Source organism: Neoroseomonas terrae (assembly GCF_018129025.1).
In the GTDB taxonomy this organism is placed as follows: Bacteria; Pseudomonadota; Alphaproteobacteria; order Acetobacterales; family Acetobacteraceae; genus Neoroseomonas; species Neoroseomonas terrae.
Genome location: NZ_JAAEDI010000022.1, coordinates 63,797 through 77,448, shown reverse-complemented (window position 1 = coordinate 77,448; position 13,652 = coordinate 63,797). Strand labels below are relative to the sequence as shown.

Here is a 13,652-nt window from a genome sequence, read left to right as displayed (position 1 = left end):
ACCAACGGAGGGGATACCCAGTGAACAAGCAGGACCTCATCAGCGCCGTCGCCGAGGCGACCGATCTGCCGAAGGCGAAGACTGGCGATGTCGTGGACGCGGTGTTCTCCGCGATCGAGAAGGCGCTTGCCAAGAAGGGTGGCGAGGTTCGCCTCGTGGGCTTCGGGACTTTCTCGACCTCCAAGCGCAAGGCCGGAAAGGGTCGCAACCCGCGCACCGGCGAGGAGATCAAGATCCCGGCCAGCACCACCGTGCGCTTTAAGGCCGGCAAGGGCCTGAAGGACGCCGTGAACTGATTTCTGCCGGTCCCGGCAGTGTTGCACGCGAGGCCGGTCTGCAAGGACCGGCCTTTCGTGTTATGAGGAAGGGTAGGGGCGCTTAGCTCAGCTGGTAGAGCGCCTGCTTTACACGCAGGATGTCGGCGGTTCGATCCCGTCAGCGCCCATTGTCTCCGCGCCCTGGCGGGCGCGGAGACGATCCAAACGCAGCTCGCGATGCATCGCTTCCGAACCATCCCCAGTATTCTCCATCCCATTGCAGAATCGCGGCACACGCCTGCTTGACTATCATCGCCGCTGCCCGTATCCCCCGCCTCCTGTCGAGGCCACGCGGGTGTAGCTCAGTTGGTTAGAGCGCCGGCCTGTCACGCCGGAGGTCGCGGGTTCGAGCCCCGTCACTCGCGCCATCGACAGTCATCGAAAAGCGGCGTCCAGGGTCACCTGGACGCCGCTTTCGTTTTGGCCCGTTGAGAGCCAGTTGCGAACCGTTCGCACTTGATTTCATTGTCTTTCACCCTATGGCGAAGCCGCGGCTGCGGGGGTAATGTGCGGCCGCGCTGCGCTGCGGCATGATGCCGAAGCGCGGCACGACTCATGCCCGGTTCGGGCGCATGCACTGAGGTTCCCATGACCCAGCTGGCGCTGGCCGATTACTTCCCGATCCTCGTCTTCCTGGGGATCGCGGGCGGCATCGCCGCCGCCATGGTGGGCGGCGCCTATCTTGCGGCGCGGCAGAAGCCCTATGCGGAGAAGCTCTCGACCTACGAATGCGGCTTCGCACCGTTCGAGGATACGCGGCACCGCTTCGACGTCCGGTTCTACCTGGTGGCCATCCTGTTCATCATCTTTGACCTGGAAGTGGCCTTCCTGTTCCCCTGGGCGATCGCGCTGGGCGACATCGGCTGGCTCGGCTTCGGCTCGATGATGGGCTTCCTCTTCGTCTTGACGGTTGGGTTCCTCTACGAATGGCGCAAGGGCGCCCTGGACTGGGAGTAACGCGCCCATGAACAGCAGCAGCAACAGCAGCGACGTCGCCTGGAACAGCCAGGCCCTGCCGCCGGGCCCGGCGCAGAATGCGGTGATCGGCCGGGTGAACGAGGAGATCACCGAGAAGGGCTTCGTCGTCGCCAATATCGACAAGGTCGTGAACTGGGCGCGCACCGGTTCGCTGTGGCCGATGACCTTCGGCCTGGCGTGCTGCGCGGTGCCGATGATCCACGCCTACATGGCGCGCTATGACCTCGACCGATTCGGCGTGATCCCGCGCGGGTCGCCGCGGCAGTCGGACGTGATGATCGTGGCCGGCACGCTGACCAACAAGATGGCCCCCGCGCTGCGCAAGGTTTACGACCAGATGTCGGAGCCGCGCTGGGTGATCTCGATGGGGTCCTGCGCGAATGGCGGCGGGTACTACCACTATTCCTACAGCGTGGTGCGCGGCTGCGACCGCATCGTGCCGGTCGATGTCTACGTGCCGGGCTGCCCGCCGACGGCGGAGGCGCTGGTCTACGGCATCCTGCAGCTGCAGAAGAAGATCCGCCGGACGGGAACCATCCTCCGTGGCTGAGAACGAGATCGCGCCGGCCGAGACACCGGCACCCGAGAACCCGCTGCGCGTGCTGGGCACCGCGATGGCGGATGCCGCGCAGGGCGCGGTGACGGATGTGACGCTGGAACGCGCCGGCGCGGAGCTGGTGCTGCGCGTGCAGCGGGATGCGCTGATCCCAGTGATGACGCTGCTGCACGACGATCCGCGCTTCGCCTTCGAGCAGTGCATGGACATCTGCGCCGTGGACTGGCCGGAGAATGCCGAGCGCTTCGAGGTCGTCTACAACCTGCTCAGCCTGACGCATAACCATCGCGTCCGCGTCGTGGTCACGACCGACGAGGCGACGCCGGTGGCCTCCGTCGTCGGCATCTGGCCCGGGGTCACCTGGTTCGAGCGCGAGGTGTGGGACATGCACGGCGTGGTCTTCGCGGGCCAGTCGGATCTGCGCCGCATCCTGACCGATTACGGCTTCGAGGGGCATCCGCTGCGCAAGGACTTCCCGATGACCGGCTATGTCGAGCTGCGCTACGACGAGGAACTGAAGCGCGTCGCCTACGCGCCGGTGCAGCTCACTCAGGAATTCCGTGACTTCGACTACATGAGCCCGTGGGAGGCGATGACGACGCTGCCCGGGGACGAGAAGGTTCACCAGAACCGCCTGGAGGGACCGGCAGCATGAGCGCCCAGCCCCTGCCGCAGATCGGCGAGCTGCCGCCCGAGACGGTGACGCGTACGCTGGAAGGCGGCGACAGCCACACCATCAATTTCGGCCCGCAGCATCCCGCGGCGCACGGCGTGCTGCGCCTGGTGCTGGAGATGAAGGGCGAGGTGGTCGAGCGTGCCGACCCGCATGTCGGCCTGCTGCATCGCGGCACCGAGAAGCTGATCGAGCACAAGACCTACATCCAGGCGCTGCCGTATTTCGACCGGCTGGACTACGTCGCGCCGATGAGCATGGAGCATTCCTTCGCGCTGGCGACGGAACGGCTGCTGGGCATCGAGGTGCCGGAGCGCGCGCAGTACATCCGCGTGCTGTTCGCCGAAGTCTCGCGCCTGCTGAACCACCTGCTGAACATCACGACTTACGTCATGGATTGCGGCGGCATCACGCCCGCGCTCTGGGGCTTCGAGCAGCGCGAGACGCTGCTGGAATTCTACGAGCAGGTGTCGGGCAGCCACTACCACGCCAACTACTTCCGTCCGGGCGGAGTGGCGAAGGATTTGCCGCCGGGGATGGAGAAGAACATCGCCGACTGGGCGAACAAGTTCCCCGACTTCATCCGCGACATGGAGCGGCTCGTCACCGAGAACCGTATCTTCAAGCAGCGCACGGTCGATATCGGCATTATCTCGCCGGAGCAGGCGATCGAGTGGGGCTTCTCCGGGCCCTGTCTGCGGGCGTCGGGCTGCGCGTGGGATCTGCGGAAGTCGCAGCCCTATGACGTGTATGACCGGATGGAGTTCGACGTGCCGGTCGGCACGCGTGGCGATTGCTACGACCGCTATCTCGTGCGCGTGCTCGAGATGAAGGAAAGCCTGAAGATCATCCATCAGTGCCTCGCGCAGATGAAGCCGGGGCCGATCAAGACTCAGGACCACAAGATCACGCCGCCGAAGCGCGGCGAGATGAAGCGCTCGATGGAAGCGCTGATCCATCACTTCAAGCTCTACACCGAGGGCTATCACGTCCCCGCGGGCGCGACTTACACGGTGACGGAAGCGCCGAAAGGCGAGTTCGGCGTCTATCTGGTCGCGGATGGCAGCAACAAGCCGTACCGCTGCAAGATCCGCTCGCCGGGCTACGCGCATCTCCAGGCGATGGAGCTGCTGTCCAAGGGGCACATGCTGGCCGACGCCGTGGCGATCATCGGCTCGCTCGACGTGGTGTTCGGGGAGATCGACCGGTGAGCAAGCACCACCACCACCACGAGGAGCCCGTGAGCTTCGCCTTCGATGCGGAGAGCGAGGCGCAGATCGCGACGATCCTGAAGCGGTATCCGGAAGGCAAGCAGGCCTCGGCGGTGATCCCGCTGCTGTATGTCGTGCAGAAGCAGATGAAGCGGCAGACCGACAGCGGCTGGGTGCCGCGGGTCGGCATGGATGCGGTGGCCGAGCGGCTGGAGATGCCGCCGATCCGCGTCTATGAGGTCGCGACCTTTTACTTCATGTTCAACACCAAGCCGGTGGGCAAGTATCACCTGCAGGTGTGCGGCACGACGCCGTGCTGGCTGCGCGGGTCCGATGAGGTGCTGCGCGCCTGCCAGGACCATGCCGGTGTGAAGCATTACGGCGAGACCAGCGAGGACGGGATGTTCACCATGACCGAGGTGGAATGCCTCGGCGCCTGCGTGAACGCCCCCATCCTGCAGGTGGACGACGATTTCTACGAAGACCTGGATTACGACCGGACGGTCAAGCTGCTCGAGGCGCTGCGGCGCGGCGAGCGGCCGGCGCCGGGCAGCAGCATCGGGCGGTTGAACAGCGCGCCGGAAGGCGGGCCGCTGGTGCTGACGGACGTGCCGGGGGCGGGAGAATAGCGATGGCGCTGGCCGACAAGGATCGCATCTTCACCAATCTCTACGGCGCGCAGTCGTGGGGGCTGGAGGCGGCGCGAAAGCGCGGCAATTGGGACGGCACAGCGGGCATCATCGCCAAGGGCCGCGACTGGGTCATCGAGGAGATGAAGAATTCGGGCCTGCGCGGCCGGGGCGGGGCGGGTTTCCCGACTGGCATGAAGTGGTCCTTCATGCCGAAGCAGTCGGATGGCCGCCCTTCCTATCTCGTCGTCAATTGCGACGAATCGGAGCCCGGCACCTGCAAGGACCGCGACATCGCGCGCCACGATCCGCACACGCTGATCGAAGGCTGCCTGCTGGCCGGCTTCGGCATGGGCGCGCATGCGGGCTACATCTACATCCGCGGCGAGTTCTACAACGAGGGCGTCACGCTCCAGGCCGCCATCGACGAGGCCTATGAGGCCGGATTGCTCGGCAAAAACGCGGCGGGGTCGGGCTGGGATTTCGACCTGTATCTGCATCGCGGCGCCGGCGCCTATATCTGCGGCGAAGAGACGGCGCTGATCGAGAGCCTGGAAGGCAAGAAGGGGATGCCGCGGCTGAAGCCGCCGTTCCCGGCGGCCGTCGGGCTCTATGGCTGCCCGACCACGGTGAACAACGTCGAGACCATCGCGGTGGTGCCGGAGATCCTGCGGCGCGGCGCGACCTGGTTTAGCAGCTTCGGGCGGCCGAAGAATTCCGGCACCAAGCTGTTCTGCATCCAGGGCCATGTGAACAAGCCCTGCAATGTCGAGGAAGAGATGAGCATCCCGATGCGGGAACTCATCGAGCGGCATGCCGGCGGCGTCCGCGGCGGGTGGGACAACCTGCTCTGCGTGATCCCGGGCGGATCGTCGACGCCGCTGCTGCCGAAGGCGATCTGCGACGACGTGCTGATGGATTTCGACGCGCTCCGCGAGCACAAATCCGGCCTCGGCACCGCCGCCGTTATCGTGATGGACAAGTCGACCGACCTGATCAAGGCGATCGCGCGGCTCGCGGCCTTCTACAAGCATGAGAGCTGCGGGCAGTGCACGCCGTGCCGCGAGGGCATGGGTTGGCAGGCGCGGCTGATGAACCGGATGGTCGAGGGCAATGCGGAGATCGAGGAGATCGACCTCCTTGAGAACGTCACGCGACGCATCGAAGGCCATACGATATGTGCGCTGGCTGACGGTGGCGTGTGGCCGGTGCAGGGGCTGATCCGGCACTTCCGGCCGATGATGGAAGATCGCATTCGGCAGTATAAGGCGCGCAGCCTTCCGATGGCCGCGGAGTAATCGCGATGGCGAAGGTCACGGTCGACGGGATCGAGGTTGACGTCCCCAACGGGTCGTCGGTGCTGCAGGCCTGCGAGGCTGCGGGCAAGGAGATCCCGCGCTTCTGCTATCACGACCGCCTGTCGGTCGCCGGCAATTGCCGCATGTGCCTGGTCGAGGTGGAGAAGGCGCCGAAGCCGGTCGCTTCCTGCGCCTATCCGGTGAATGACGGCATGAAGGTCTTCACTGACAGCGCCGTGGTCCGCCAGGCCCGGCGCAACGTCATGGAATTCCTGCTGATCAACCACCCGCTGGATTGCCCGATCTGTGATCAGGGTGGCGAGTGCGACCTGCAGGATCAGGCCTATGCCTTCGGCTCCGACGGCTCCCGCTACAAGGAAGCCAAGCGGGCGGTGAAGGACAAGGATATCGGTCCGCTCATCAAGACGGTGATGACGCGCTGCATCCAGTGCACGCGCTGCGTCCGCTTCTCGGCGGAGGTGGCAGGCACGCCGGAGATGGGTGGCACGAACCGGGGCGAGAACCTCGAGATCGGCACCTATGTCGAGAAGGCCCTGACTTCCGAGCTGTCGGGCAACCTGATCGATATCTGCCCGGTCGGCGCGCTGACCTCGCGGCCCTATGCCTTCGTGTCGCGGCCGTGGGAACTGAGCAAGACGGACAGCATCGACGTGCTGGACGCGGTCGGGTGCAACATCCGCGTCGATGCCCGCGGACCCGAGGTGCTACGCATCATCCCGCGCGTGAATGAGGCGGTGAACGAGGAGTGGATGGCCGATCGCGGTCGCTTCTCCTTCGACGGGCTGAAGCGGCGCCGGCTGGATCGCCCCTGGGTGAAGAAGGACGGCAAGCTGGCGCCGGCGACGTGGCCGGAGGCCTTCGCGGCCATTGCGACGAAGCTGTCCTCGCTGCCCGGCGACCGGATCGGCGCCATCGCCGGCGGGCTGGCGGATGCCGAGAGCACGCTGGCGCTGAAGGATCTGATGGCGGCCTATGGTTCGGCCAACATCGACTGCCGCGACGACTTTGCGGCGATCGACACCAGCCGTCCGGACTTCTACCGCTTCAACACGACGATCGCCGGCATCGACGAGGCCGATGCGGTGCTGATCATCGGCAGCGACGTGCGGCGCGAGGCACCGGTGTTGAACGCCCGCATCCGCAAGCGCTGGTCGCTCGGCAAGTTCAGGGTGGGCTTCGTCGGCCCGCGCGGCGTCGACCTGACCTATCCGGCGACCTATGTCGGCGATGGGCCGGACGCCATCCAGGGCTTCGCCGAGACGCTGAAGGCGGCCGAGAAGCCGATGATCATCCTCGGCCGCGGCGCGCTGCAGCGAGCCGATGGTGCGGCGGTGCTGGCTGCGGCCTGGGCACTGGCGAACGACGTTGGCGCGCTGAAGGAAGACTGGCACGGCTTCAACCTGCTGCATCTGTTCGGCGGGCAGGTCGGCGGCCTCGAGCTCGGCTTCGTGCCGGGGCAGGGGGGCAAGGATGCCGCGGCGATGGTCGCCGGTGGCGTCGATGCGCTGTGGCTGCTGAACGCGGACGGGTTCGACCCGGCGCGGATCGCAGCGGGCACCTTCGTGATCTACCAGGGCCACCATGGTGACGCGATGGCGGGCCGGGCCGATGTGATCCTGCCGGGTGCCGCCTATACCGAGAAGGACGCGACCTGGGTGAACACCGAGGGGCGCGCGCAGCGCGGGCGCCTCGCGATCTTCCCACCAGGCGAGGCGAAGGAAGACTGGCGCATCATCCGTGCCTTCAGCGAGGGCGTGGACAAGACGCTGCCCTACAACGATCTGCACGCGATCCGCGCGCGGCTGGCCTCCGTCAGCCCAGTGTTCGGCCGCGTGGGTGAGGTCGCGCGCGGCGGCTGCGCGGACATGGCCGGACCGGCGGCGGGTGCCGCGACGGGCGGCGCCTTCGTGCTGCCGCTGCCGGTCTATCACCAGGCGGATGTCGTCAGCCGGGCCTCGGATGTGATGGCGCAATGTGCCGCGATCTACGGGCCGGCGCCGGCCCTGGCGGCGGAGTGACGCGATGGTCGACTTCTTCTTCAACCATCCGGTCGGCATCCTGGCCCTGACCGTCGGCAAGGCGCTGGTCCTGCTGGTGCCGCTGCTGATCGGGGTCGCCTACCTCACCTATGCCGAGCGCAAAGTGATGGCGGCGATGCAGATGCGCAAAGGGCCGAACGTGGTCGGCCCCTTCGGCCTGCTGCAGCCCTTCGCCGACGCGCTGAAGATGCTGATGAAGGAAACCATCGTGCCCACGGGCGCGAACCGGGTCCTGTTCATCATGGCGCCGATGCTGACCTTCACGCTGGCCATGATCGCCTGGGCCGTCATTCCGGTGAACGATGGCTGGGCGATCGCCGACATCAATGTCGGCATCCTGTATCTGTTCGCGATCAGCTCGCTCGGCGTCTATGGCGTCATCATCGCTGGCTGGGCGTCGAACTCGAAATACGCCTTCCTCGGCGCGCTGCGGTCCGCGGCGCAGATGGTGTCCTACGAAGTCAGCATGGGCTTCGTGATCGTGACCGTGTTGCTTTGCGTCGGGTCGCTGAACCTGACCGAGATCGTGCGGGCGCAGCAGACGGTGTGGTTCGCCATCCCGCTGTTCCCGATGTTCATCATCTTCTTCATCTCGACGCTCGCGGAAACCAACCGCGCGCCGTTCGACCTGCCGGAAGGTGAATCCGAGCTCGTCGCGGGCTTCTTCGTCGAATACAGCTCGATGTCCTTCGCGCTGTTCTTCCTCGGCGAATACGCGAACATGATCCTGATGTCGGCGCTGACGACCATCCTGTTCCTGGGTGGGTGGCTGCCGCCGATCGACGTCGCGCCGTTCAACTGGGTGCCCGGGCCGATCTGGTTCATCCTGAAGATCTGCCTGTGCCTTTTCACCTTCATCTGGGTGCGCGCGACCTTCCCGCGCTTCCGCTACGACCAGCTGATGCGCCTGGGGTGGAAGGTGTTCCTGCCGTTCAGCCTGGTGTGGCTGGTGCTGACGGCCGCCGTGCTCAAGCTGACCGGCTGGCTGCCGGCTTGATGGGGTCCTGACCATGGCTTCTCTCGACCGCGTCGCGCGCAGCCTTCTGCTCACCGAGCTCGTCTCGGGGATGGCGCTGACGCTCAAGTACTTCTTCAGCCGCAAGGCGACGCTGAACTACCCGTATGAGCGCGGCCCCTTGAGCCCGCGCTTCAAGGGGGAGCACGCGCTGCGCCGGTACCCCAACGGCGAGGAACGCTGCATCGCCTGCAAGCTGTGCGAGGCCGTGTGCCCCGCGCAGGCCATCACCATCGAGGCCGAGCCGCGCGAGGACGGATCCCGCCGGACCACGCGCTACGACATCGACATGACGAAGTGCATCTATTGCGGGCTGTGCGAGGAAGCCTGCCCGGTCGATGCCATCGTCGAGGGCCCGAACATGGAATTCGCCGCCGAGACGCATGAGGAGCTGATCTACACCAAGGAGAAGCTGCTCGATAACGGCGACCGCTGGGAGCCGATGCTGGCCGAGCGCCTGCGGCTCGACGCCCCGTACCGGTGAGCGCGCCATGATCGCAGTCCTTGCCTTCTACGCCTTCGCCGCCGTGCTGATCGGTTCGGCCGTCATGGTGGTGACGAGCCGCAACCCGGTCCATTCGGTGCTGTTCCTCATCCTCGCCTTCTTCAACGCGGCGGGCCTGTTCCTGCTGACCGGGGCCGAGTTCCTGGCGATGATCCTGGTCATCGTCTATGTCGGCGCGGTCGCGGTGCTGTTCCTGTTCGTCGTGATGATGCTGGACATCGACTTCACGCAGCTGCGGGAAGGCTTCCAGCGATACGCGCCGTTCGGCGCCATCATCGGCGGCATCCTGCTGATCGAGCTGTTCATGGTGCTGACCGCCTGGCGCTTCGCGCCCGAGGCGGCGACGCTGCGGCTGAACCCGACGCCCACGGATGTGACCAATGCCGAGGCGCTGGGGCGGATTCTCTATACGGACTACATCTACCTGTTCCAGGCCTGCGGGCTGATCCTGCTGGTCGCGATGATCGGCGCCATCGTGCTGACGCTGCGCGACCGGCCGGGCACGCGACGGCAGAACGTCGCGGAGCAGATCGCGCGCGCGGGCACGGTGTCTCTGCGCAGCGTGCCGCTCGGTGCGGGGCTCAAGGAGATCGGCATCGTCCGGCCGCCGGCGCCCGAGGAAGCCAAGCCCAAGGAAGTCGAACATCACGGCCATGGGGGGCATCACTGATGGCCGTCTCTCTCGCGCATTTCCTGGTTGTCTCGGCCATTCTGCTGGTGCTTGGCGTCTTCGGCATCTTCCTGAACCGGAAGAACGTCATCATCATCCTGATGTCGGTCGAGCTGATCCTGCTCGCGGTGAACATCAATCTCGTCGCCTTCTCGGCGGCGCTGGGCGACCTCACGGGCCAGGTCTTCACCATGTTCATCCTGACGGTGGCCGCGGCCGAGGCGGCGATCGGCCTTGCCATCGTGGTCATCTACTTCCGCAACCGCGGTACGATCGAGGTCGAGGATATCTCGACCCTGAAGGGCTGAGGCCATGTTCGTCGGCGCCGTCTTCTTCCCGCTGCTGGGTGCCATCATCGCGGGCCTCTTCGGACGCTGGATCGGCGACAAGGCCGCCCAGTTCGTCACCATCACCTGCATGGTGCTGGCCGCGATCTGCGGCGTGACGCTGTTCTTCCAGGTCGCCCTCGGCCATTCGCCGCAGACGGTCGAGCTGCTGACCTTCGTCGATGTCGGCACCTTCGAGGTGTCGTGGGCGCTGCGCTACGACACGCTGTCGGCGGTGATGGTGGGGATGGTCACGTTCATCTCCACGCTGATCCACATCTACAGCGTCGGCTACATGTCGCACGACCCGAGCAAGGCGCGCTTCTTCGCCTATCTGTCGCTGTTCACCTTCATGATGCTGATGCTGGTGACGGCGGACAACCTGGTGCAGCTGTTCTTCGGCTGGGAGGGCGTGGGCCTCGCCTCCTACCTGCTGATCGGCTTCTGGTATGAGAAGGACAGCGCCTGCAACGCGGCGATGAAGGCGTTCATCGTGAACCGCGTCGGCGACCTGTTCTTCATGCTGGGCCTGGCGCTGACCTTCTGGACCTTCGGGTCGGTCGAGTTCAGCACGATCTTCGGCTCGATCGAGCAGCATCGCGAGGCGACCTTCGCCGGCTATCCGGCCTATGAGGTCATCGGCGTGCTGCTGTTCCTGGGCGCCTGCGGCAAGTCGGCGCAGCTTGGCCTGCACACCTGGCTGCCGGATGCGATGGAAGGCCCGACGCCGGTCTCCGCGCTGATCCACGCGGCGACGATGGTGACCGCGGGCGTGTTCCTGATGGCGCGCATGTCGCCGGTGCTGGAATACGCGCCGGTGGCGCTCGCGATCATCACGGTGGTCGGCGCGTCCACCGCGCTGTTCGCCGCGACGATCGGCTGCGTGCAGAACGACATCAAGCGGGTGATCGCGTATTCGACCTGCTCGCAGCTCGGCTACATGTTCTTCGCGGTGGGCGTCGGCGCCTACCAGGGCGCGATCTTCCACCTGTTCACCCACGCCTTCTTCAAGGCGCTGCTGTTCCTGGGCGCAGGCTCCGTCATCCATGCGATGTCGGACGAGCAGGACATCCGCCGCATGGGCGGGATCTGGAAGAAGATCCCGATGACCTATGCGCTGTTCTGGATCGGCTCGCTCGCACTCGCCGGCGTGCCGCTCTTCGCCGGTTATTACTCGAAGGATTTCATGATCGAGGCCGCCTTCGCCGGTCATGGCTGGACGGCCAAGTACGCCTGGTTCTGCGGCATGGCGGCCGCGCTGCTGACCGCCTTCTATTCCTGGCGCCTGATCATCGTGACCTTCCATGGCGAACCGCGCGCGGATCACCACACCATGGAACATGTCCATGAGAGCCCGCCGGTGATGTTGCTGCCGCTGGTGGTGCTGGGCCTCGGCGCCGTCTTCGCCGGTGCGGTCTTCTACCCGTACTTCGTCGGTCACGACTGGGCCGAGTTCTGGAACGGCGCCATCGTGAACGCGCCGCATAACCACATCATGCACGACGTGCATGAGGTGCCGTCCTGGGTCCCGCTCGCACCCACGGCCGTGGGCCTGACGGGCATCCTGCTCGCCTACATCATGTACATGTTCGTCCCGTCGATCCCCGGGAAGCTCGCCTCGACCTTCCACGCGATCTACCTGTTCCTGCTGAACAAGTGGTACTTCGACGAGCTGTACGATGCGATCTTCGTCCGCCCGACGCGCGCCCTTGCACGGATGTTGTGGCAGAAGGTCGATGCCGGTGTCATTGACGGCGTGCCGAACGGTGCCGCCACCCTGGCGGTCGAGGCGTCGCAGGGTGCGGTGCGTATCCAGACCGGGCGCGTCGCCAACTATGCCTTCGTGATGATCGCGGGGCTCGCGGTCTTCGTCACACTGCTCGTCTTCGGAGCCGCCCGATGAACGCCGCCGGCTTCCCGCTGCTGACGCTGCTCACCTTCCTGCCGCTGGTGGGCGCGGCCTTCATCCTGACCCTGCGGGGGGAGGACAAGGTCGTCGCCGAGAACGCCCGCTGGACGGCGCTGTGGACCAGCCTGATCGTCTTCGCGCTGTCGCTGATCCTGTGGTTCAAGTTCGACAAGGCCGATGCCGGCTTCCAGTTCGTGGAGCAGCTCGATTGGCTGTCCGAGTTCGGCATCACCTACCATGTCGGCGTGGACGGCATCTCGGTGCTGTTCATCCTGCTCTCCACCCTGCTGACGCCGATCTGCATCCTCGCCTCCTGGGATGCGATCCAGATGCGGGTGCGGGAATACATGGTCGCCTTCCTGGTGCTCGAGACGATGATGGTCGGCATGTTCGCCGCCCTCGACTTCATCGTCTTCTACGTCTTCTTCGAAGGCGTGCTGATCCCGATGTTCCTGATCATCGGCGTGTGGGGGCACAGCCGGCGCGTCTATGCCTCCTTCAAGTTCTTCCTCTACACGCTGCTCGGCTCGGTGCTGATGCTGCTGGCGATCCTGCTGCTGTGGTATCGCGCCGGCACGACCGACATCCCGACGCTGTTCGAGCACGCCATCCCGGCTTCGCTGCAGACCTGGATCTTCCTCGCCTTCTTCGCCTCCTTCGCGGTGAAGGTGCCGATGTGGCCGTTCCACACCTGGCTGCCCGACGCCCACGTCGAGGCGCCGACAGCGGGCTCGGTGATCCTGGCGGGCGTGCTGCTGAAGATGGGCGCCTACGGCTTCCTGCGCTTTTCGATACCGATGCTGCCGCAGGCCTCGGCCGACTTCGCACCCTTCATCTACGTCCTGTCGATCGTCGCCGTCGTCTACACCTCGCTGGTGGCGCTGGCGCAGGAGAACATGAAGAAGCTCATCGCGTACTCGTCGGTCGCGCATATGGGCATCGTCACGCTCGGCATCTTCACCTTCACCGTTCAGGGGCTGTCGGGCGCGCTGTTCCAGATGCTGTCGCACGGCATCGTCTCGGGCGCGCTGTTCCTCTGCGTCGGCATCCTCTACGACCGCGTCCATTCGCTCGAGATCGCGCGCTATGGCGGGGTCGCGAAGATCATGCCGGCCTATGCGCTGATCTTCATGCTGTTCACCATGGCGTCGGTCGCGCTGCCGGGCCTTGCCGGCTTCCCGGGCGAATTGCTGGTGATCGTCGCCGCCTGGAAGGTGAACCCGACGGTCGCGCTCGGTGCCGCGCTCGGCATGATCCTGGGCGCGGCCTACATGCTCTACCTCTACCGGCGCGTTGCCTTCGGCAAGGTGACGAAGCAGGACCTGTTCAGCCTGATGGACATGTCGCCGCGGGAGCACCTGGTCTTCGCACCGCTCGTGGTGCTCGCCCTCTGGATGGGCGTTTACCCGCACAGCTTCCTTTCCTTCTTCGAAGCCTCGGTGACCGCGCTGGTGCAGCGGCATGAGGCCGCTCTCGGCGCCGCTCGCCTGGCGGGGATGTGATCC

Annotated in this window: 14 protein-coding genes and 2 tRNA genes; all 16 read left to right on the top strand. The window is 65.7% G+C overall.

Translation table 11 applies throughout. The annotated features are described in order from the left end of the window. The first annotated feature begins 20 nt into the window (after window positions 1-20). The 16 genes from GXW78_RS19800 (at window position 21) to GXW78_RS19725 (ending at window position 13,649) form a co-directional block, all read left to right on the top strand. Window positions 21-296, top strand: a complete 276-nt coding sequence (locus GXW78_RS19800; protein WP_211870651.1) for an HU family DNA-binding protein — start codon at window positions 21-23, stop codon at window positions 294-296. 76 nt (window positions 297-372) lie between these two features. Further along, window positions 373-445 (top strand) — tRNA-Val (locus GXW78_RS19795). Window positions 446-608: 163 nt separating this feature from the next. After that, a tRNA-Asp gene (locus tag GXW78_RS19790) sits at window positions 609-685 on the top strand. 220 nt (window positions 686-905) lie between these two features. Continuing rightward, the gene (locus GXW78_RS19785; protein ID WP_211870626.1) at window positions 906-1,274 is read left to right on the top strand and encodes an NADH-quinone oxidoreductase subunit A; all 369 of its coding nucleotides are present in this window, start codon (window positions 906-908) and stop codon (window positions 1,272-1,274) included. Window positions 1,275-1,281: 7 nt separating this feature from the next. After that, window positions 1,282-1,845, top strand: coding sequence for a NuoB/complex I 20 kDa subunit family protein (locus GXW78_RS19780; protein WP_211870625.1), 564 nt, complete (start codon window positions 1,282-1,284; stop codon window positions 1,843-1,845). Beyond that, window positions 1,838-2,506, top strand: coding sequence for an NADH-quinone oxidoreductase subunit C (locus GXW78_RS19775; protein WP_408904201.1), 669 nt, complete (start codon window positions 1,838-1,840; stop codon window positions 2,504-2,506). The genes GXW78_RS19780 and GXW78_RS19775 overlap by 8 nt, the downstream gene beginning before the upstream one ends. Continuing rightward, complete coding sequence (locus GXW78_RS19770) at window positions 2,503-3,735, top strand: NADH-quinone oxidoreductase subunit D (protein WP_211870623.1); 1,233 nt, start codon at window positions 2,503-2,505, stop codon at window positions 3,733-3,735. Before GXW78_RS19775 ends, GXW78_RS19770 begins: the two co-directional genes overlap by 4 nt. Continuing rightward, window positions 3,732-4,364, top strand: coding sequence for a complex I 24 kDa subunit family protein (gene nuoE / locus GXW78_RS19765; protein WP_211870622.1), 633 nt, complete (start codon window positions 3,732-3,734; stop codon window positions 4,362-4,364). The genes GXW78_RS19770 and nuoE overlap by 4 nt, the downstream gene beginning before the upstream one ends. A 2-nt stretch (window positions 4,365-4,366) precedes the next feature. Beyond that, on the top strand, window positions 4,367-5,662 hold the full coding sequence (nuoF, locus tag GXW78_RS19760; RefSeq protein WP_211870621.1) for an NADH-quinone oxidoreductase subunit NuoF: 1,296 nt from the start codon (window positions 4,367-4,369) through the stop codon (window positions 5,660-5,662). A gap of 5 nt (window positions 5,663-5,667) precedes the next feature. Next, entirely contained in the window at window positions 5,668-7,701 is a 2,034-nt protein-coding gene (gene nuoG / locus GXW78_RS19755) for an NADH-quinone oxidoreductase subunit NuoG (RefSeq protein WP_211870620.1), read from the top strand. Window positions 7,702-7,705: 4 nt separating this feature from the next. Next, window positions 7,706-8,719, top strand: coding sequence for an NADH-quinone oxidoreductase subunit NuoH (gene nuoH / locus GXW78_RS19750; RefSeq protein WP_211870619.1), 1,014 nt, complete (start codon window positions 7,706-7,708; stop codon window positions 8,717-8,719). Window positions 8,720-8,732: 13 nt separating this feature from the next. Then, window positions 8,733-9,221: an NADH-quinone oxidoreductase subunit NuoI gene (gene nuoI, locus GXW78_RS19745; RefSeq protein ID WP_211870618.1), complete on the top strand. Its 489-nt coding sequence runs from the start codon at window positions 8,733-8,735 to the stop codon at window positions 9,219-9,221. Window positions 9,222-9,228: 7 nt separating this feature from the next. Next, on the top strand, window positions 9,229-9,912 hold the full coding sequence (locus GXW78_RS19740) for an NADH-quinone oxidoreductase subunit J (RefSeq protein ID WP_211870617.1): 684 nt from the start codon (window positions 9,229-9,231) through the stop codon (window positions 9,910-9,912). After that, a complete protein-coding gene (gene nuoK, locus GXW78_RS19735) occupies window positions 9,912-10,220 on the top strand; it encodes an NADH-quinone oxidoreductase subunit NuoK (RefSeq protein ID WP_211870616.1) in 309 nt (102 codons plus the stop codon). The genes GXW78_RS19740 and nuoK overlap by 1 nt, the downstream gene beginning before the upstream one ends. Before the next feature lie 4 nt (window positions 10,221-10,224). Then, window positions 10,225-12,141: an NADH-quinone oxidoreductase subunit L gene (gene nuoL, locus GXW78_RS19730; protein WP_211870615.1), complete on the top strand. Its 1,917-nt coding sequence runs from the start codon at window positions 10,225-10,227 to the stop codon at window positions 12,139-12,141. Beyond that, window positions 12,138-13,649 carry an NADH-quinone oxidoreductase subunit M gene (locus GXW78_RS19725; RefSeq protein ID WP_211870614.1) on the top strand — a complete coding sequence of 504 codons (1,512 nt, stop codon included), beginning with the start codon at window positions 12,138-12,140 and terminating at the stop codon, window positions 13,647-13,649. The genes nuoL and GXW78_RS19725 overlap by 4 nt, the downstream gene beginning before the upstream one ends. The last annotated feature ends 3 nt before the right edge of the window (window positions 13,650-13,652 follow it).